We start from the raw sequence: 18877 nt of genomic DNA, 5'->3' as shown, positions 1-18877 counted from the left end.
TGCCTTTACGACATAAAATGAATACGTTTACATAAGGAGATGGAGCATGATGAAACTGTCTGTATTCACTGTGGCTACCCCTGATCTGAATGCAGAAGAACTGGCATCTGCTGCGGCAGCAGCGGGGATTGATGGAATAGAGTGGCGTTTCCGCGGAATTCCTGAAGAGGCAATGTCGGAAGAGCCGTCTTATTGGAGAAATAATCGATGTTCGGTAGATCCGAGCCGCTGGCAGGAACAGGTTCCTGTTTTTCGTGAAGCAGCGTCAGGGCAAGGTCGGAAATCCATTGCACTTGTACCGTATCTGAACTGCGGAGATATTTCTGCCACCGAGCAGGCGTTTCAGGCTGCGGCTGGGTTGGGAGCATCCATGATGCGTGTGGGTGTTCCTGGATATGATCGCAAGACCCATTATTCTGAGTTGTATCGCAAAGCCGTTGATTACCTGACTGAAGTACAGGATTTGGCCAAACAGTACAACATCAAGGCAATTGTAGAGACACATCATCAGACGATTGCACCGACGGCATCGCTTGCCTATCGTCTTGTTGAGTCGCTCGACCCGCAGCATGTGGGTGTGCTGTACGATCCAGGCAACATGGTGCATGAAGGCTATGAGAATCATCGGATGGGGCTTGAGTTGCTAGGTCCGTATCTCGCTCATGTGCATGTGAAGAATGCCGGGTGGTTTGAACCCGAAGTTAAGGATACGCAAAAGGATAATGTGACTGAGAAGAATAGCGGATTGGCTCTGAATACAGCATGGAAATGTCAATGGACCCCCCTGACTGAAGGCATGGTCGATTGGGTACAGATGGTGCGGGATCTTCGTGCAGTCGGGTATGACGGATATTACGGAATTGAAGACTTTAGTGGGGCCTTGAAATCCAAGGCGATGTTACAGCATTTTGCAGACGTTTTTGCCGAAATTGAGCGTCGTGTGGACGAGGAGGAGCAGTCATGAGTATCGTACGAGTAGCGGTGATTGGTATAGGCAACATGGGGGCAGCTCATGCCAGAACATTGGTTGCCGGAGAAGTACCGGGTGCAGAATTGGTTGCTGTATGTGATGTAAGAAGAGAAATGGAGAGCTGGGTATCCAGTCATCTTCCGGCTACGGTCACCTATTGGCAGGATGCAGAGCAGATGATGGCTTCGGGTACGATTGATGCGGTCATTATTGCAACGCCGCACTACGATCATCCCGAACAGGCGATTCAGGCTTTCCAGCATGGCTTGCATGTCATGATCGAGAAGCCAGCCGGTGTGTATACGAAACAGGTACGCAAGATGAATGAAGCGGCCGCAGCCAGCGGTAAAGTCTTTTCCATGATGTACAACCAGCGGACCAACCCACTCTACATTAAACTAAGAGATTTGATCGCTTCGGGGGAGCTGGGTGAGGTACGGCGTACCAACTGGATTATTACGAACTGGTACCGATCCCAGAGTTACTATGATTCCGGCGGCTGGCGGGCAACTTGGGCAGGCGAAGGTGGAGGTGTACTGATTAATCAGGACCCGCACCAACTGGATCTGTGGCAGTGGACCATCGGCATGATGCCGGTAAGAATGCGTGCGTTCTGTTCGTTTGGCAAGTATCGGAACATTGAAGTGGAAGATGATGTAACCGCTTATGTGGAGTATGAAAATGGAGCAACAGGTGTCTTCGTAACGACTACGGGCGAAGCACCAGGTACGAACCGATTTGAGGTTAACGGAGACCGGGGTAAAATCGTCATCGAAGATGGAAAGCTTACGTTCTGGCGACTTCGTGAATCTGAGCCGGAATTCAATCAGCGGTTTACCGGAGGTTTTGGACAGCCGGAATGCTGGAAATGCGAGATTCCAATTACAGGTGTGGAAACGGGGCACCCGGGTCTGATTCGTAACTGGGTGGATGCGATTCGTACAGGCGCACCCCTTATTGCTCCAGGTGAGGATGGTATTCACGGATTAACATTATCGAATGCAATGCTGCTGTCTACCTGGACGGATAACTGGGTGGATCTGCCGATCGATGAGGATCTGTTCTACGAGCATCTGCAGGAACGCATTGCTAGTTCAACGACGAAGAAAGACAAAGCAATAAGCGGCAGTCAACCTGCTGATTTGAGTCAGACGTTTAAATGAAGAAGATTTGTTATATAAGTTGAACTAATCATTTACACGTAACGGAGAGGACAGAAAATACCTGGAAAAGCGAAGCGTTCGCCTAAAAGCTTTCTGAAAGAAAGCTACATCGGAAGCATACGCTTATCCCCGAATTTTCCCCTCTGGAAAAGAGAATCGAAAAATCTGGGGATAACAGCGATTGGAAGGTAATTCTGTCGTTGTAGTATCAGTGTAGATAATCTTTAGTTCAGCTTATATAGGCGAGTTCATTGTAAACAACATTTTATAATAAGGATGGGATGACATGGCTAAAGACGGAATGTTCTATGCACCGAAAAGTGTTACCAAAGAGGTCGTATGTGGTCCGGGTGAGTTCACGATTGCTGCTGTTGCGCTGGATCATGGACACATCTACGGCATGGTTGGGGGATTGTTGGAGGCAGGGGCTACCCTCAAGTGGGTATATGATCCGGACCCGAAGAAGGTAGAGGCATTTCAAAAGCAGTTCCCGCAGGCTCAAGCCGCTGGATCTGAGGCAGAAGTGCTTGCAGATGATGAGGTGTTATTGGTGGCAAGTGCAGCGATCACTTCAGATCGTGCGCCGCTTGGCATGAGAGTGCTGGCCGCAGGCAAGGATTATTTTACAGACAAAGCCCCATTCACCACGCTGGAGCAATTAAAGCTTGCACGAGAAGAAGTGAAGCGAACAGGCAAAAAGTACATGGTGTATTACAGTGAACGACTGCATGTAGAAAGTGCGATCTATGCCGGACAACTCATTGAACAAGGGGCAATCGGCAAAGTCGTGCAAGTTATGGGTACAGGCCCGCATCGACTGAATGCAGGAGGAAGACCTGACTGGTTCTTCAAGCATGAGCAGTACGGCGGCATTCTCTGCGATATAGGAAGTCACCAGATCGAACAATTTCTGACGTTTGCATCATGTACGGACGCTGAGGTAGGGTTCAGCCGGGTGCATAACTTCAATCACCCACAGTTCCCGGAATTGGAAGACTTCGGCGAAGCTTCGCTGATCGGGGATAACGGTGCTTCCGGTTACTTCCGAGTGGACTGGTTCACACCGGATGGTCTGGGCACATGGGGCGATGGACGTACCGTTATTCTGGGAACGGACGGTTATATCGAGCTGCGGAAGTATATCGACATCGCAAGGGAATCTCAGGGGGATCAAGTGTACTTGGTCAATCATGAAGGAGAGTACCGCTACAATGTAAAAGGAAAGGTCGGTTACCCGTTCTTCGGCCAACTCATTCGCGATTGCCTGGATCGCACCGAGACAGCCATGACGCAGGAACATGCCTTCAAAGCGGCAGAACTCTGCCTGATTGCACAACATAAAGCGATGAGCGAGCGCGTGGTGTGGAGTAGCGGAACGAAGTAAAGGTTTTAGGTGAAGGGGAGCAAAAGGAGCAAACTCAGATCACTGAAGAATATCGTTAATTCTTCTATTGTTGAGTGAGGAAAGAGCAGCCCAAATGTTAAACTGCATCCCACATGTTAGTTATGGCTAACATGTGGGACAGTTTACTCGGGCTGCTTTTTTGAGTACGTTGGTGACTTCGCAGATGGATTATTATGGGTTATATTATATGTAGTTCGGATATTCGTTAAAAAGAGAGGCATTTACGAAGTACGTAGATATGATGTTATAAGAAATCGGCGAATACCAATCAAACAAAAACTGAAATTGAGGTGACAAGTTATTAAATTCACTTCTGAAAACACATTAGAACATATATCATTGCATGATTGTGTTATTGACTCAATTTCAAATGATACGCAGAGTTTGTCTGTTTTCTTTGAACATATAGATGTCTTGTCCACTCATCCAAGAAACAGTAATGGAAAGGCAATGTATTCAGGGAAAGCAGTTCTAAAGTTCATTAATTTTGAAATCTTGGAATCAGTTTTATATGATACTTCCGAAATTAAGAGTAAGAAGAGAATTGTTGTTGAAGATGATGCGCAGGAAAAAGTATTAGACATATCAGAATTATTGGTTGATTTTGAAGTGCTGAAGAATGAAGAAATACAAACTCAGGAAAATATTTATATTCATAGATTTGATGGATCAACTTCACTTAAGTACAATGCGGATTTTGGATATTGGATCATAAAGTACAAGAAACTAATAATTGAATGGGACGAGTTAATAGATAAGGCATGGTTCGAAGATAGATAAGAAGAAGCGTTTTGAGTAATTCAAGGAAGCCACCGACATCTTATAACATCATATCCACGCATCGGAGCTTTGCGGCTCCTCGGCCCGTCCGAGGAGATTGTCAGAGAAGTAGAATCAGCGGACACATCCGAACCGACTAACCGCATCGCGGCCGCCCCTGGCGGGGCTTAAGTCGGTGGGACGTCGTGGATACAGTAACGTTATAAGACATTGGCGCAAGATATTAAGAACCGGGGTGATACCTATGAAGTTCATATTGATATTTGGCCCACAGGCCGTTGGAAAGATGACGGTTGGTCATGAATTAACGAAAATAACGGAATTGAAATTGTTTCACAATCACATGTCGATAGAGCTATTTCATCCCTTTTTTGGTTTTGGTAGTGAAACTTGGAGGTTATCAAGTATCGTAAGAAGAGAGCTTTTTGAATCGTTCGCAAGCAGCAACCAGTATGGACTTATTTTTACTTACCTTTGGGGGTTTGATCTTCAGAAGGACTGGGAATTCGTCAAGCAAACATGTGACTTGTTTGAATCGAAAGGGGCAGAAATTTATTTTGTTGAATTAGAGTCAGATATAGAAGAACGATTAAAACGAAATAAAACGGCGTTTAGACTTGATCAAAAACCAACAAAAAGAAATATTGAATATTCTGAAATGGACTTAATCAAAACGATGGAAGAACATCGACTCAATTCTAAAGAGGGAGAAATTACTAGAGAGAACTATTTGAGAATCAATAATACAAATTTAAGTGCAGATGAAGTCGCAAGATTAATTAAAGATGAATTTAATTTATAGTACGTGTGAGTAATTCAAGAAGGCGCCAACATCTTATAACATAATATTCACGCTGCGGGCATACGCCCTTGGCCCGGCATTCGCCGGCCACCCGACATGCGTCGGGTCGTGAATACGGGAACGTTATGCGAAAGGGACGCTAGCTAATATTAAGGGGGATCAAGGATGTTTAATTTTTTTCGTAAGAAATCGAAAGAAACAAAGATCTCACTAGAAAACCAAATAGAGGTTCTCAAAGATATTGGTATATCTTTCACAACTGATGATGGTGGTGTTGTTAAAGAGTTGTTGCATCATTTTGATCGAGAAACTTACGAAGACGATCCCTATTCTCTCTTACTTTCGATGATGGGTTCAGATCTTATTGATGAAAATGACAATGAAGTTAGATTGTCGAAGGATGTTTGGAGCTTTGATACCGAATGCGTTGAGAACGAAGAGATTTATTCGACAATCATTAATGAACTCGTAAGTTTAACTCGTGGTAAGTTGCAAATACAACAGGTAAAAAGCCATATAGATTTTGATAATGAAGATGCTAAAGTATCGTTTATTTTAGATGATCAGAAATATGAATGGGAAATACATTTTGAAAGTGATTGGATTGACTTTAATTTACTGAGGAAGATTGGGGAACTAGCTATCAGAAGTGACAAGGAAAATTACTTTATTCATTTTAATGATGGTCAGAATCTTACAATACTATATACAAGTAAAGTCAAACACAAATTAATTAATGATTTAATAAAAGATCGATTTTCTAAGTTAGCGTAGTCGAGGAAGGCGTACCCATCATATAACAATGTGTTTACGCATTGGCGGACAAGCCGCCTCGGTCGCCAGGAGATAAGTCAGAGAAGTGGATTCAGGCGACACATCCTACCACCCAACCGCGGTCGCGTAGTCGTTCGACGAGAACCATTGGATTAATAAGGCATGGAATAACTGAATGGAACTCTCTCGGTAAGGCACAAGCTATAGCAACTGCTAAAAGAGTTTATAGTGAACAATGGGATTTTATTTACTCGAGTGACTTAATAAGGGCTTTGCAAACAGCTGAAGTTATTAGTAATGCATTAGGAATAACTTCGGTAACTACTGATTACCGGTTAAGAGAAATTTACTGTGGTCAAATTGAAGGCACCACCGAAGAAGAGCGAATTATGAAATTGGGAACTGAATGGCGTTTGAAAAGTTTGGGAATGGAGCCTTTTGAGGAAGTTGCAAAACGTGGTCGTGAATACAGGGACGTTATTTGAAATATGACTAAAGGCTACAAAAGGAGAAAACTTTGATGATTACAATTCATAAAGTTGAATACGAACAAAAATCTATTTTACGGAATCTTCTTGAATTATATAAATATGATTTTAGTGAGTTTGATCCTGATGATGATTTAAACCCAAATGGACTTTATGAGTACAAGTACTTAGATCATTATTGGACAGAAGACGGAAGATATCCATTTTTAATCAAAGTAGATGATAAATTATCTGGTTTTGTTCTTGTTAGAGATATTGGGAAAAATGAATCTGATCAAACTGTATACTGGATGGCAGAGTTTTTTGTTATGAAGAAATATAGAAGAATGAAAGTCGGACAGATTGTTGCCTATGAATTATTTGATAACTTCAATGGTCATTGGAAGGTCGCTCAGATAGAAGCAAATACGCCAGCTCAGGCATTTTGGAGAAAGACCATTGAAAGATATACGAATGGAAACTACTTGGAAATAAGAGATGATGATTGGGAAGGACCGATTCAAACATTTTCGTCAGCAACTCCATGAAGAGTCATACTCCACATAACAACGTATTCACGCATTGGGCATTCGCCCCCGGTCCGGCACGAAGTTAGAAGAAGATTCGGAGAGGAAATTCATCAGCGAGGAAGCAGAATCAGCCAGACACATCAGCACCGATTAACTGCGCAAACGTCACCGGTTGCTGGTGCAGCCTTAAGTCGGTGAGACGTCATTAATACAGGAACGTAAATAGGAAACTTCTACAAAATATCACAGTCTAGTAGGACAGCCTATGTTGAAGCAGAATATTTTGGTGGAGTCGGGTCGCAAAATGGTATTGTTTAGGAAATAGGAGAAGTGATTTTTGAAGAGACCTTAGCAATAATGCAATCAATAAGTCACTAGAAATACTAGGAGTAATGAGACTGAAAGAAAAAGATGAATTTGATACAGTTCAATTAGGGAGACATAGATCTATTGATGATTGGTTGAATAAAGAAACTCATTTGTAGATATCTTTCGAAGGCAGTACCATTGCATAACATAATATGATATTCACGTTGCGGACATTCGTCCTTGGCCCGGCATTCGTCGGGTCGTGAATACAGGAACATTACACGACAATAATACTACAGAATAGGCTTAGAGAGTTTAACCAAAGGAGATGAGCTGATGAGTATTAAAGCAATATTTTTGGACTTTTATGGAACCTTGGTTCATGAGGATGACGATATCATCCCATTGATCTGTAAGGAAATACAAGAAAATAGTGTGGAAGAATGTGAAGTCAGTGATATAGGGAAGTACTGGTGGAAGATGTTTTCGAGTATGTTTAAAAACAGCTATGGTAAGACATTTAAATCTCAGCGCGAACTCGGGATCCTATCTTTATATGAGACGATTTCTAAATATAGTTCAACCTGTGATGTAAATGAGATCATCCAGAAGCAATTCGATCACTGGATTAAGCCTAAAATATTTAGTGATACATTTCCATTACTAGAATCTCTTCAAGGATATGAAGTCTACATTTTATCGAATATTGACACAGCTGATGTAAAAGCCGCAATAGCTTATCATGGCATAAAGGTAAATGAAATAATTACAAGTGAAGACGTTAAATCATATAAACCAAGACCAGAATTATTTATTGAAGCCCTAGAAAGACACAATCTGTCTCCTAAAGAGGTGTTACATATCGGGGATTCTTTAATGAGTGATGTCGGTGGAGCAGGTAATTTAGGAATAGCCACAGTCTGGTTAAATCGATTAAATAAGATTAAAACAGATATTGCAGAACCCAACTTTATATGTAGAGATCTAAAAGAAGTAAGAGATATTATTAGTGGAATCGAAGAAGGTAGTATCATTGTATAAAGATTAAATCACTACAAGCAATAAAGTATTTCAATAATTTTTTTGGAAGTATAGTTTTTTGTATATTTGGAGGGAGATTGATGGAGAAACTGAAAAATAGAAAATTGGAATTTTTATTTATATTTGTGAGTTTATAGCGCTTATTCTTGGAGTGCATAATGTTTTTTTATACAAGCATATCAATGAGTTAAAGAAAGATGCTGTACAAAATCTGACTACTGAATACAATGAAATCTATAATTTATGTAAAACAATAGACCAATACTATATAAAAAATGATTTCCGAGAAGCTAGTAAATATCGATTATTGGTCAATCAAACAACTCACAATGTTTCAACTCTCTTATCAAAAGACTTGAAAAATCTTCTGGCACTTGCTTATGATCCGTTGTTTGCCGATTTATCACTTGGCCAAAGTACTTTAAATAAAGAAGAAGCTTCAAAATTGATAACCGATATGAATAACGCCGTCATGCTGATTAGTAAAGACATAGTAAATATGCAAGATGAAGTAAAAGAAGAACTGTTAGATCAAACTTCACCAGAATTTATAAAGGTAAATACTCAAATCGAAAATATGTATGCTAAATATATAAAGCTAGTAGATGATTATTTTAAAAACAATAAGTAAATATTCTTTCGAATTATGTAAAAAGGGATTAATGAGGAGTGCGGTATAAGAAATTGACATCACCCTAAAAGTCAAAACCGAAGAAATTAAAGAAGAAGTATAAAGAAGAAAGATAATAAAACTTAATTGAAGGTGATAATTATCAAAGAATGGGACTACAGTAAGCCTTGGTTCCATGGTTCTCCAATGCTCTTAGATGAACTACTAGTCGGAAGCACAATAACTCAGGATCGAGAGTTAGCAAGAATCTTTTCACACAAACCATCTATGGTTGCTTTGGATGAGAATGGCACAAGACTTCATAATGGTAAGTTATGTGGATACATTTATATAATTGATGAGGAAGTTACAAGTGAGGATGTATACCCACATCCAGCAACTACAATGAATCCTGGTGAAGAATGGCTCATCAAAAGAGGATTAAAAGTACGAAAGATAGATGAAACAAAAACAAGAGAGGAAGAACAACTTTCAGAGGAAGAGGAGGTAGAATTATCGGATAAGCTAAAAAACAGATAGCGAATAGTTTGCTCGTAGAAGAGGGTGATGTGTAAAAACATGTTCACGCATCGTTCCATCCGGCTCACGGTCCGGCAGGGGCATTTCACCTCGGGGAAGTGGGGACAGCCGGACAACCCTGCACGAGCTAAGGCGCTCTTTCTAATTATAGAGTTAATTCAATTGCAACGTTCTGTTGCTAGAGGGGGAATTGATAACTTGCTAATTTTGATCCTGCTTATAATTATTGTTATCGGAATAGCAATTATAGAAGGAAGACTAAAAAAGAAACTTGAAAATGATGAAAGAATTATTGAAAAATTAGATGTGTTAATTAAGGAAGTGAGAGATATCCGTAAAGAATAGAGAAATAATAATCACAGTACATTCATAGAATGTCGCACTTACTTCTCGGTCCCAAGAAGCATATCGAAGAAAGTTGATTAAGGCGACATTCAATCAAGCTAAGTCTACTGACCCGTTCCCTAAGATAAGCTGCTTGAAAGTCGGGAATACAACAACGCTAGATGAAATTACCAGAGAAAGTGATGTGAACCCATGAAAAGGATTCGAATACACAAATGGATAATTGAATATGATTTCAATAAAACTAAAGAGTTCTATCAATCTTATCAATTAATTACTGAGGGGTGTGATTGTTTAAATTGTAAGAATTTTGTTGAGGCGATTCCATTCTTTCCGAAGAATGTTGTAACCTTTTTTAATAGTTTAGGAATAGATCCAAGAAAAGAAGGAGAAGTATCTGAATACTGTGAGAATGAAGATGGAACCCATTTATATGGTGGGTTCTTTCATATAGTTGGTAGATTGATTAGTGGACCTGAGATATGGAACGAAAATGATGAATCAGGAACAATAACTTCATTAGACAAAGATTTATATGAAATCGATAACTTCAGATTTGGATTTACGAAAGAATTAAATTTAGTGCGTGATGGATTTCCAGAGCCAATATTACAAATCGAATTCGAAGGGGCCGTTCCGTGGGTAATTTCGGAGTAGTCTGTTAACATCATCTAACATTATATCCGCACCGCGGTTGCTCCCGGTGGTCACTTAAGTCGGTGGAACGACATGAATACAGGAACGTTAGCTGAAATCCAGTGCAATAATGATTTAATATTATTTAAAACAATAAGAACTGAGGAAACCATATGAACAATCCCTTTAAAGAAATCTTGACTTCAGAAGATGAAATTAGAGATCTCCTAGGTTATCCAAGTGAACTTGTAAAGAAGAAAGTGATAAAGTATTTAGATATCCATTGTCGAAACTTCATTTCTTTGTCACCCTTATTATTTTTAGCTACATCGGATGAGCAAGGATTTTGCGATGTATCACCACGAGGAGATGCACCTGGATCAGTGATAGTTATAGATGATAAGCATTTAGTTATTCCAGAAAGACCAGGTAATCGTAGAATTGATTCACTAAGAAATATCTTATCTAACCCAAGAGTAGGTATTATATTTATCATTCCAGGACTAGAAGAAACGCTGAGGATTAATGGACAAGCTTTTGTGATTAAAGATGAAAAAATTCTAGATCTTATGAAAGCAAAAGGTAAAAAACCGACCTTAGGAATTGGAGTGAAAGTTGAAGAATGCTTTATTCATTGTGCAAAAGCATTTAAGCGGTCTGGGGTATGGGAAAGCAAGTCTTGGCCAGAAGGGGATACACTACCGTTAATTCCAACAATACTATCAGATCATGTAAATTCCACTGGATTTACAGTAGAAGTAATCAGGAAAGGACTACAAGAAAGTTACGAGAAGAGACTTTATTAAGGAATATTTGTTTATAGTTTCAAAGAAGGCACCTTCATTTTATAACACAGTATTGACGCTGTCTGTCCTTGCCCTTGATCCGGCATTCGCCGGATCGTGAATACAGGAACGTTATATACAATCCTGGAGATTTAAGTTCCAAATCTAGAAGATATTGAACGTATCCCTAAGGGCTGATTAACCAAGAGGATAAAAGAGTTCCACTGATTGATTCTTATATAGGATTTTCAATAAGGAATGAAAGTGAATACCCAGGTCCATATAAACATTATGGAGTTGCTGGATTAAATCATATTGTTGATATTATATCCTCTGATGTACCTTACATAAGAATTTAATCAGTAGGATAAACTATTAGTTAAGGACGGGGATTTCTATGAGTATATTGTTACTAACCTCTTGTGGTTTTTATACTGAAGATATTAAAAATCAATTTTTGGAGTTTATTGATGGAGATATTTCTAAATTAAGAGTCTCAATTATTACAACAGCATCCCCTTCAAAAGAAACTAATAGATATGCACAAAGAGCAATGCAAGAGTTTAAGGACATGGGATTTCAGCATATCCATTTTGTAGATATTGAATTTGATGATCCACAAATTCTCCTACATAGCGATGTTATATATATCAATGGTGGAAATCCATATACATTATTGTATTACGCTAAGAAAAGTGGTGCTGATGAAATTATCAGAACACTGGCCGCACAGAATGTAATTATCGTTGGAGTAAGTGCAGGAACGCTATTATTGGGGCCGAATATTAAGTTAGTGGATTGCTTTACTCCACAGATGAACACAATGAATTTAACGGATTTGAAGGCATTAGGAGTAACCGACAAGCTTATTTTTCCTCACTATGATCGAGATGACCTATTTAAAGATAGTACTAATAAAACAATTGAAGAGAGAATAGTAGAATTTGAAGCCAATGAGAACTGTAAGGTGACAAGGCTTAAAGATGAAGAATATATCTCAATCTTAATAAAATAAGAACATTGAAAGTCGTAAATTCAATATAAGTAGCTCGAAGGAGCCCATTGTTTAGGAGGAGTCTATATGATATTAGAAAAAGTTATCAATAGAATTGAAATACAAAGTGAATATAAGGACTTGGTTGATAAGTATGTGGATCATATCCTTAACGAATTCAAAGATAAGATTCATAGCATTTATATGTGTGGCTCGATTCCCAAAGGAACAGCTCAACCTTTTAAGTCAGATGCAGACTTTACTATTGTATGTGCAAATCCCGAAGATATTGATTACGAAAGATTGTCAATGATCAAAGACAGGCTTTTGGAAGAATATCCATTCGTCACTAAGATGGATACGATCATTTGCTCGATTGATGATGTATTAAGAAGACCAAATGATTGGGGGTTTTGGATTAAGATCATTTGTGTTTGCATACATGGGGAGGACATTGGTGAAAAAGTACCCCCGATCATAATTTCTCCAGAATTCATTGTAGACTTGAATACAGATACCAAGGATGAAGTAGATCGTGTACGTCGTTCACTTTCTAATGTTAGTGATCACTCATTGAAAACTAGATATATTAAAGGTTACTCTAAAAGATTAATTCGTGCATTATACTCTTTGATTTTAGAAGATACCGGGATATGGGAAGATGAAATCTTTAAGATGAAGGATGCCATAATAAAATATTGCTCGATTGACGGAGCTTTAGTTGAGTATCTGTATGCTTGTTACTTGGATAGCGATGTATCTGTTAAAGAGTTTCTGGAAATTGCAGATGAAGTATATAGCTACTTTGAGAATGCATTAAATACAATGGCTGCTTCCAGGGCTTCCTCGGATTAACAACATTTTGACGATATTGGTCACTCTGAGAGGCGATTTCGTCGTATAAATATTCAAGCAGCGGCTCCTCACGGAGCCTTGGTCTGCTATATGTATATTTTGAAAGCGCTTTATCAAACCCATTCAACTAATGTTGAACGTTATGAATACAGGAACGTTAGTGAAATAATGGTTAGTGAGAGGAGAATGAAATGCATATTAGAGGAGTAATTCTTGAGGGGTACTCAAATGCCGGGAAGACTTCAGTATTAAAAGCGATTAAACGATATCAATCACAAGAAGAAACCTCAGAACGGAGCGTAGTTATTCTTGGAGAACATTATTCTCAAATTTTGAATAATAAACATGGAGAATATGTGAGTCTAACGCGAGAAGAACACATTGAGTTACTTAAAGAGCGGGTTGAAATGTTAAAGAAACTTAACGATTGGGCAATTCAACTTGGTCCTGCATCTAGAGCATCTAGGGGACTATTTTATGTGCTGGAGAGATTTCACTTAAATCATAGAGCTGCATTTGCAGATTCGGATGTGGATGAGATCAATGAAATAGAAGAACAGCTCGAGTCTTTAAACGCCAAGTGTATTTTGCTTACAATCTCGCCCGAAGTCGTAGAAGAAAGAATCAAAAGCAGACAACCCGAAGAATGGATCTATAAAACAGAAGAAGAAGTAAGATCGTCGGTAAATGAATTATTAAAAGTCCAAAATGTATTAAGACATCAAGCTCAAATCTCAAGAGTGCCAACACAAGAAATCAATACAGACGGTAAGGATTGGGATGAGTATGTAAGGGTAATCATGGAGGGCAACGACATTGCCTAACTGAATGTTTAAGCATCGTCGCTAGTGCTCCGCACAAAACGTAAAACTAAACCAGAAGGAGTGATCATTTGATTATTATGATTAATGGGAACATTATCGTAAACATTCGTTTTTTGCGGGGGGGATCTCAAGGATGCGTATATAGTCAATAATTATTGAAGAATACAACAATGAATGGCCTGTAATGTTTTTTGATCTGAAATCTATCTTAGAACATAAACTCGGGGATCTAGTACTTAGAATCGAGCACGTTGGTAGTACTGCAGTACCTGGACTAGCGGCAAAACCTATTTTAGATATTGATGTGGTAATTGATTCTATGGCTTTGCTCCCAGATGTAATTCAAGGATTAGAAAGTTTAGGTTACGATCATGAAGGAAATTTGGGCGTTGAGAACAGAGAAGCTTTTGCAAGGAAAGATGCAAATGTTCCCTATAGTATAGTGAAAATAAAGAAACCTGAACATCATCTATATGTTTGTAATAAAGAGAGCAAAGAGTTATTAAGACATATTTCATTCAGAGATGCATTGACTAGCAATTCCGAATTTGTAGTCGAATATGCCAACCTAAAGAAAGAACTTGCTATTAAATATAGAGAAAATCGTCAGTCTTATACGGCTGGGAAGACCGAATTTGTAAATAAAGTACTTAATGAATGTGGAAAGAATTTGTAGGTAGTTCATGAGTCATGGGTATAAGAAACACTTTGCATTTGCCCTCGATCATTTATAAGAAGTTCAAAGAAATCGGTATAGGCGATAACATTCAACGGGCTAAGTCTATCTACCCGTTCCCTTGAGTTTTTTAAGCCGCTTGAACGTCAGGAATGCACAAACATTAGATGAAAACCCGATGAATTATGTAGAGGAGGCGTTTCATTGAATTATTCTACAGTTGTCTTAGATTTGGATGGTACATTTTTAAATTCTAAAAATCAAGTCTCTGAAAGAAACTTTGAAGCCGTACTTTCCTGTTATGAGAGCGGGATGAGAATAATCTTTGCAACAGCACGCCCTCCTAGAGCTGTAAAGTTTTTTCTTCCTAAAGAGTTGTTGGATATTGGAGCGTTTGTGTATTATAACGGAGCACAAACAATATGTAATAAATCCAGGACCGAATTTTATGAATCAATTCCATCTGATTTAACTTCCGAAATCATCGATTATTGCTTACATCATTATCCGCAACTCGATATGACAATGGAAGTAAAAGATGAATGGTTTGGCTTACGCCAATATGACTATACTACCACAATGAATGCAAGGTCTAACCCAATAGTTAAATCATTGAGAGAATTAAAACAATATGAAGCTACAAAGATATTGCTCTCAGGCAAACATCAGATTCCAGGACTTATTTCTAAGTTTGGACAGCAAGTAAATATACTGATTACGGATAAAAATCAACTGATTCAAATAATGCCAATTCAAGCATCGAAAGAGTTAGCAATTACTAGGCTTTGCAATATATACAATGAAGAACTGGATTCATTGATTGTATTTGGTGATGATCACAATGATGTAGGATTGTTCAAGTCAGCTGCATATTCAATAGCAATGGGGAATGCAGTAGTTGAATTGAAAGATATTGCAGATGAAATAACAGAAACTAATGATAACGATGGAGTAGCAATAATCTTAGAAGGATTGTGTGAGAAACCGAAACTCTAGGTATCATCATCTAACACAACATTCGCACTACAAGCCATTGGGTTCTTGATCTGGCAGAAGTATATTGAAGATGAATGAGGTATATATACATCTATTCCCCTAAGATAAGAGCTATCTAAGTCGGCTTGGGTCGTGAATGCAGGAATGTTAGATGAAATCAGTACAAGAATAAAAAAACATGGTATCTTGTATTCAATACATTACATCATATTAATAAAGGAGATCTGAAAATGAGAAAACTCGTTTTATTTCTGCACGCTTCACTTGATGGGTTTGTAGAAGGGCCGAACGGTGAAATGGACATTGGCTGGGTTTCCTACGATGCTGATTTGGAGAAACACGCACAAGAAGTTTTGAGTACTGCCGACACTGTCCTTTGGGGACGTGGAACTTATCAGATGATGTATAATTACTGGCCATCTGTGTCTTCAGACCCATCAGCTTCACCGTATGAACGGAATCATGCTGAATGGATCGAAAAGACAGCCAAAATCGTATTTTCCACAACGCTGGAGAAAGTGGAATGGAACAATTCCAGACTGGTGAAAGAAGATGTCGAGGAAGAGATTAGGAACCTCAAACAGCAGCCAGGCAAGGATATGGTTATCCTCGGCAGTCCCAGGTTTGCGCATCACGTGATGGGGCTTGATCTAATCGATGAGTACAAAATCACAGTGTCTCCTGTCCTGATCGGTAGCGGGTTGCCATTGTTTCAAGGACTCCAAGAGAAGACCAATCTTAAGCTTATTGAAAATAAAACTTTCAAGTCGGGAGCTATTGGTCTCTGCTACCAGGCGGTTAGATGACTCCTCGTAAAGTAGTTGCATCACCCAATCAGTCAGCGGGACTTACTAACAGACCGATAGTTAAAAATGCGGCCTTAAGATAGTGACGCGTGGTGTGTGCACAACGTTATGCCAAAGGCAAAGAAACGTATCAACCATGAAAATCAAAGGACGAAAGTAATGAATAAGAAGACATATCTTGTAAATATAGCTTATCTAATTGACTTAACTGAGGAAGAATATAAAGAAATCGATGGGGATTTGACTCCTGTACTAGAGAAAGAAATTACAATAAGGAAAGATCTGAAATTACAATGGGAGAGTAGTTCCTCTGTGTATCTCGACCCAGAAGTAATGAATTGTGGAAGGTGTGCAAAATGTAATTCATGGGCAACGGATAGGGAAAAACCAAATCATATGGATGAACTTAATAATGGAGCAGTTATTGAAGGACAATTACTCTGTGATGAGTGTTTGCCAGAGGAGCATCGATGGGCTTTTTAAATCAAGGATAATGTAAGTAATTCGCAGAAGTCCATCTACAACAGAAAATCATGGAAAGGATGATTAATGTTGTCATATATTTTTGGTGACAGGATAACACTTAGAGATTATCAAAATGAAGACTTAGAACATATTCGAGGATGGGTAAACGATCCGGATATTACCCATACCTTATCTGATCAATTTTTATATCCTCATTCGAGGAATGAGACGGAGTCCTTTTTTAGAACAATGGTTGAAGGTAAGTCGAGTAATAGAAGTTTTATTATAGCGTTTAGAGAATCACTCGAATATTTGGGTCAAATAGATCTATATAGGATAGATTGGAAGAATCGATTTGCATATTTGGCTATCGTTATAGGGAAAAAAGATCAATTGGGAAAAGGTTATGGTAGTGAAGCAATAAAAGTACTACAGAAATTTGTCTTCGAGGAATTAAACTTAAATAGGTTAGAGCTTGAGGTATACGAATATAACGAGAGAGCATATAAAAGTTATGTTAAATGTGGGTTTAAGGAAGAAGGGAGATCTAGAAATAAGATATATAAGAAAGGTAAATATTGGGATGTTATTTGTATGAGTATTTTAAAAGATGAATTTGATAGGAGGAATTAGAATGAAATTTATCGTGTCTGCAAGTGTAATCGTTCTCAATGAACATAATGAGATTTTACTCATGAAAGGTCGAAGAGGCTGGGAAATGCCTCAAGGTTGTGTTGAAGAAGGAGAGACTATTAGGCAGGCAGCAGTTCGCGAAGTGAAAGAGGAGACAGGGATTGAAATTGAATTAATTAAATTTTGTGGGTTGTATCAGAACATAACGCGTGGCGTATGCAACAATATATTTACTGGAAAACCGATTGGTGGAGCTTTAACTACGAGTGATGAAAGTGAAGAGGTGGGTTACTTTACTTTAGAAGAAGCTGGGCAAATGATAACATGGGGAAATTTCTATGACAGAATTCATAATGCATTAGATGAGAAAAGCCATCCATTTTTGATTGAATTTTCAGAATAAGGGCACTCATTAGATCTCAATACATTAAACGTATCGGGTTTGCTCCCTCGGTCCGGCAATAGAAAAGGAGAATCATTTTGCTCGGTAATGAAATACTTTCTCAAGCAGCTAATTCATTTGGATTTGATACTAATTCGTTAAAGTTCGTAAGCAATTCTTGTAATGAAGTATACAGGTTTAATAAAGGGGATAAGGAATATTTTTTACGTTTATCAGAAAAACCAGTTGAATTTGAACTTAATATTAAGGCAGAAGTCCATTGGGTACGGTATTTAGTTGAAAGAGGCATTCATGCATCTTTGCCAATCCAGACTTTTGAAGGTGAATTAACTGCTGTATGTAAGCACTATGAAAAGTGCTATATTGCGACTGTGTTCGAGGGAGCCCCTGGCATTTTTTTCGATAGCAATCCAGAATTATGGGGACCAAGCTTGTTTAAAACATGGGGCGAAACAATGGGGGCAATGCATCGGTTGACCAAATCTTATGATCCTGGCGATTTGAAATACAAAAGGATGGAATGGGATGTAGCGGAAATAAACAATCCACATTTACATTTTGGTAATTATCAAGTACTCCTCAACAAACTCAGAACAATTGAAACAGAAATGAAAAATCTGCCTAAGGACAAAGAATCATATGGTCTGATCCATTATGATTTTCATCCTTATAATTTTCTTATCGATCAAGGAGAAATAACTGTTTTTGATTTTGATGATTCGTTGTATGGATGGTTTGCACTTGATATTGGAATCGCCGCTACTCACGCTGTTTGGTGGGGTTCTCATTTCAAGGCTTGGAGATCGAAAGATGAATTTGCAAAGCATTTCTTAAATGAGTTTCTAGAAGGTTATATCAAACAGAATAACATAGAGCAAGAATGGATCCAGAGGATCCCTTTGTTTATGGAATATAGAAATATTAGTTCCTTCTTTTGGTGGCTTACCAATTGGGATGGGAATGAAGAGAATCTTAATGATAGTCAAAAGAATGCTATTATTGAAACGGTAAACCGTATTGAAAGTGGCAAACCTCTTGATGGATGTGACATTCAATTATAGGTTGTGA

At 38.7% G+C, this 18877-nt stretch carries 24 protein-coding genes; all 24 read left to right on the top strand.

Annotated features, from left to right (window positions below; all coding sequences use genetic code 11):
• Positions 1–49: 49 nt before the first annotated feature.
• The 24 genes from ACX9NY_RS11810 to ACX9NY_RS11695 all read left to right on the top strand — a co-directional run bounded on the left by ACX9NY_RS11810 (position 50) and on the right by ACX9NY_RS11695 (position 18870).
• Positions 50–964, top strand: coding sequence for a sugar phosphate isomerase/epimerase family protein (locus ACX9NY_RS11810; RefSeq protein ID WP_342573336.1), 915 nt, complete (start codon positions 50–52; stop codon positions 962–964).
• The gene (locus tag ACX9NY_RS11805) at positions 961–2133 is read left to right on the top strand and encodes a Gfo/Idh/MocA family protein (RefSeq protein ID WP_342572625.1); all 1173 of its coding nucleotides are present in this window, start codon (positions 961–963) and stop codon (positions 2131–2133) included. Before ACX9NY_RS11810 ends, ACX9NY_RS11805 begins: the two co-directional genes overlap by 4 nt.
• Before the next feature lie 286 nt (positions 2134–2419).
• The gene (locus ACX9NY_RS11800; protein ID WP_472478679.1) at positions 2420–3517 is read left to right on the top strand and encodes a Gfo/Idh/MocA family protein; all 1098 of its coding nucleotides are present in this window, start codon (positions 2420–2422) and stop codon (positions 3515–3517) included.
• Between the two features lie 405 nt (positions 3518–3922).
• On the top strand, positions 3923–4318 hold the full coding sequence (locus tag ACX9NY_RS11795; RefSeq protein ID WP_472478678.1) for a hypothetical protein: 396 nt from the start codon (positions 3923–3925) through the stop codon (positions 4316–4318).
• A 244-nt stretch (positions 4319–4562) separates the two neighbouring features.
• On the top strand, positions 4563–5120 hold the full coding sequence (locus ACX9NY_RS11790; protein ID WP_472478677.1) for a DEAD/DEAH box helicase family protein: 558 nt from the start codon (positions 4563–4565) through the stop codon (positions 5118–5120).
• A gap of 165 nt (positions 5121–5285) precedes the next feature.
• On the top strand, positions 5286–5894 hold the full coding sequence (locus ACX9NY_RS11785) for a hypothetical protein (RefSeq protein WP_472478676.1): 609 nt from the start codon (positions 5286–5288) through the stop codon (positions 5892–5894).
• Between the two features lie 41 nt (positions 5895–5935).
• Positions 5936–6379 (top strand): histidine phosphatase family protein, encoded by a 444-nt coding sequence (locus ACX9NY_RS11780; RefSeq protein ID WP_472478675.1) that lies wholly within the window; start codon positions 5936–5938, stop codon positions 6377–6379.
• A gap of 35 nt (positions 6380–6414) precedes the next feature.
• Positions 6415–6909 carry a GNAT family N-acetyltransferase gene (locus ACX9NY_RS11775; protein ID WP_472478674.1) on the top strand — a complete coding sequence of 165 codons (495 nt, stop codon included), beginning with the start codon at positions 6415–6417 and terminating at the stop codon, positions 6907–6909.
• Positions 6910–7536: 627 nt separating this feature from the next.
• Positions 7537–8241: an HAD family hydrolase gene (locus ACX9NY_RS11770; protein WP_472478673.1), complete on the top strand. Its 705-nt coding sequence runs from the start codon at positions 7537–7539 to the stop codon at positions 8239–8241.
• Positions 8242–8392: 151 nt separating this feature from the next.
• The gene (locus tag ACX9NY_RS11765; protein WP_472478672.1) at positions 8393–8872 is read left to right on the top strand and encodes a hypothetical protein; all 480 of its coding nucleotides are present in this window, start codon (positions 8393–8395) and stop codon (positions 8870–8872) included.
• Positions 8873–8998: 126 nt separating this feature from the next.
• Positions 8999–9391, top strand: coding sequence for a hypothetical protein (locus ACX9NY_RS11760; RefSeq protein WP_472478671.1), 393 nt, complete (start codon positions 8999–9001; stop codon positions 9389–9391).
• Between the two features lie 39 nt (positions 9392–9430).
• A complete protein-coding gene (locus ACX9NY_RS11755; RefSeq protein ID WP_472478670.1) occupies positions 9431–9736 on the top strand; it encodes a hypothetical protein in 306 nt (101 codons plus the stop codon).
• A 192-nt stretch (positions 9737–9928) separates the two neighbouring features.
• Positions 9929–10393, top strand: a complete 465-nt coding sequence (locus ACX9NY_RS11750) for a hypothetical protein (RefSeq protein ID WP_472478669.1) — start codon at positions 9929–9931, stop codon at positions 10391–10393.
• A 152-nt stretch (positions 10394–10545) separates the two neighbouring features.
• Entirely contained in the window at positions 10546–11178 is a 633-nt protein-coding gene (locus tag ACX9NY_RS11745) for a pyridoxamine 5'-phosphate oxidase family protein (protein ID WP_472478668.1), read from the top strand.
• A 376-nt stretch (positions 11179–11554) separates the two neighbouring features.
• On the top strand, positions 11555–12172 hold the full coding sequence (locus ACX9NY_RS11740) for a Type 1 glutamine amidotransferase-like domain-containing protein (RefSeq protein ID WP_472478667.1): 618 nt from the start codon (positions 11555–11557) through the stop codon (positions 12170–12172).
• A gap of 66 nt (positions 12173–12238) precedes the next feature.
• Entirely contained in the window at positions 12239–13006 is a 768-nt protein-coding gene (locus tag ACX9NY_RS11735) for a nucleotidyltransferase domain-containing protein (protein ID WP_472478666.1), read from the top strand.
• Positions 13007–13197: 191 nt separating this feature from the next.
• Entirely contained in the window at positions 13198–13830 is a 633-nt protein-coding gene (locus tag ACX9NY_RS11730; RefSeq protein WP_472478665.1) for a hypothetical protein, read from the top strand.
• 148 nt (positions 13831–13978) lie between these two features.
• Positions 13979–14506, top strand: a complete 528-nt coding sequence (locus ACX9NY_RS11725) for a GrpB family protein (RefSeq protein ID WP_472479282.1) — start codon at positions 13979–13981, stop codon at positions 14504–14506.
• A gap of 204 nt (positions 14507–14710) precedes the next feature.
• Positions 14711–15502 carry an HAD family hydrolase gene (locus ACX9NY_RS11720; RefSeq protein ID WP_472478664.1) on the top strand — a complete coding sequence of 264 codons (792 nt, stop codon included), beginning with the start codon at positions 14711–14713 and terminating at the stop codon, positions 15500–15502.
• 230 nt (positions 15503–15732) lie between these two features.
• Positions 15733–16308, top strand: coding sequence for a dihydrofolate reductase family protein (locus tag ACX9NY_RS11715; RefSeq protein ID WP_472478663.1), 576 nt, complete (start codon positions 15733–15735; stop codon positions 16306–16308).
• A gap of 159 nt (positions 16309–16467) precedes the next feature.
• Positions 16468–16791: a hypothetical protein gene (locus ACX9NY_RS11710; RefSeq protein ID WP_472478662.1), complete on the top strand. Its 324-nt coding sequence runs from the start codon at positions 16468–16470 to the stop codon at positions 16789–16791.
• 69 nt (positions 16792–16860) lie between these two features.
• The gene (locus ACX9NY_RS11705) at positions 16861–17406 is read left to right on the top strand and encodes a GNAT family N-acetyltransferase (RefSeq protein ID WP_339261386.1); all 546 of its coding nucleotides are present in this window, start codon (positions 16861–16863) and stop codon (positions 17404–17406) included.
• A gap of 1 nt (position 17407) precedes the next feature.
• Positions 17408–17809, top strand: a complete 402-nt coding sequence (locus ACX9NY_RS11700) for an NUDIX hydrolase (protein ID WP_339241781.1) — start codon at positions 17408–17410, stop codon at positions 17807–17809.
• A gap of 77 nt (positions 17810–17886) precedes the next feature.
• Positions 17887–18870: a phosphotransferase enzyme family protein gene (locus tag ACX9NY_RS11695; protein ID WP_472478661.1), complete on the top strand. Its 984-nt coding sequence runs from the start codon at positions 17887–17889 to the stop codon at positions 18868–18870.
• Positions 18871–18877 lie beyond the last annotated feature (7 nt).

This window comes from Paenibacillus sp. CB74, assembly GCF_055687625.1.
The sequence above is the reverse complement of the archived record's forward strand: the minus strand, read 5'-3'. Positions and strand labels throughout refer to the sequence as shown.

What these genes read in the sequence shown, in the direction of transcription:
- ACX9NY_RS11800 (WP_472478679.1), top strand. Translation starts at nt 2,420, where the DNA reads ATGGCTAAAGACGGAATGTTCTATGCACCGAAAAGTGTTACCAAAGAG.
- ACX9NY_RS11770 (WP_472478673.1), top strand. Translation starts at nt 7,537, where the DNA reads ATGAGTATTAAAGCAATATTTTTGGACTTTTATGGAACCTTGGTTCAT.
- ACX9NY_RS11735 (WP_472478666.1), top strand. Translation starts at nt 12,239, where the DNA reads ATGATATTAGAAAAAGTTATCAATAGAATTGAAATACAAAGTGAATAT.
- ACX9NY_RS11710 (WP_472478662.1), top strand. Translation starts at nt 16,468, where the DNA reads ATGAATAAGAAGACATATCTTGTAAATATAGCTTATCTAATTGACTTA.
- ACX9NY_RS11700 (WP_339241781.1), top strand. Translation starts at nt 17,408, where the DNA reads ATGAAATTTATCGTGTCTGCAAGTGTAATCGTTCTCAATGAACATAAT.
- ACX9NY_RS11755 (WP_472478670.1), top strand. Translation starts at nt 9,431, where the DNA reads ATGTTCACGCATCGTTCCATCCGGCTCACGGTCCGGCAGGGGCATTTC.
- ACX9NY_RS11785 (WP_472478676.1), top strand. Translation starts at nt 5,286, where the DNA reads ATGTTTAATTTTTTTCGTAAGAAATCGAAAGAAACAAAGATCTCACTA.
- ACX9NY_RS11750 (WP_472478669.1), top strand. Translation starts at nt 9,929, where the DNA reads ATGAAAAGGATTCGAATACACAAATGGATAATTGAATATGATTTCAAT.
- ACX9NY_RS11790 (WP_472478677.1), top strand. Translation starts at nt 4,563, where the DNA reads ATGAAGTTCATATTGATATTTGGCCCACAGGCCGTTGGAAAGATGACG.
- ACX9NY_RS11805 (WP_342572625.1), top strand. Translation starts at nt 961, where the DNA reads ATGAGTATCGTACGAGTAGCGGTGATTGGTATAGGCAACATGGGGGCA.
- ACX9NY_RS11810 (WP_342573336.1), top strand. Translation starts at nt 50, where the DNA reads ATGAAACTGTCTGTATTCACTGTGGCTACCCCTGATCTGAATGCAGAA.
- ACX9NY_RS11745 (WP_472478668.1), top strand. Translation starts at nt 10,546, where the DNA reads ATGAACAATCCCTTTAAAGAAATCTTGACTTCAGAAGATGAAATTAGA.
- ACX9NY_RS11715 (WP_472478663.1), top strand. Translation starts at nt 15,733, where the DNA reads ATGAGAAAACTCGTTTTATTTCTGCACGCTTCACTTGATGGGTTTGTA.
- ACX9NY_RS11740 (WP_472478667.1), top strand. Translation starts at nt 11,555, where the DNA reads ATGAGTATATTGTTACTAACCTCTTGTGGTTTTTATACTGAAGATATT.
- ACX9NY_RS11730 (WP_472478665.1), top strand. Translation starts at nt 13,198, where the DNA reads ATGCATATTAGAGGAGTAATTCTTGAGGGGTACTCAAATGCCGGGAAG.
- ACX9NY_RS11775 (WP_472478674.1), top strand. Translation starts at nt 6,415, where the DNA reads ATGATTACAATTCATAAAGTTGAATACGAACAAAAATCTATTTTACGG.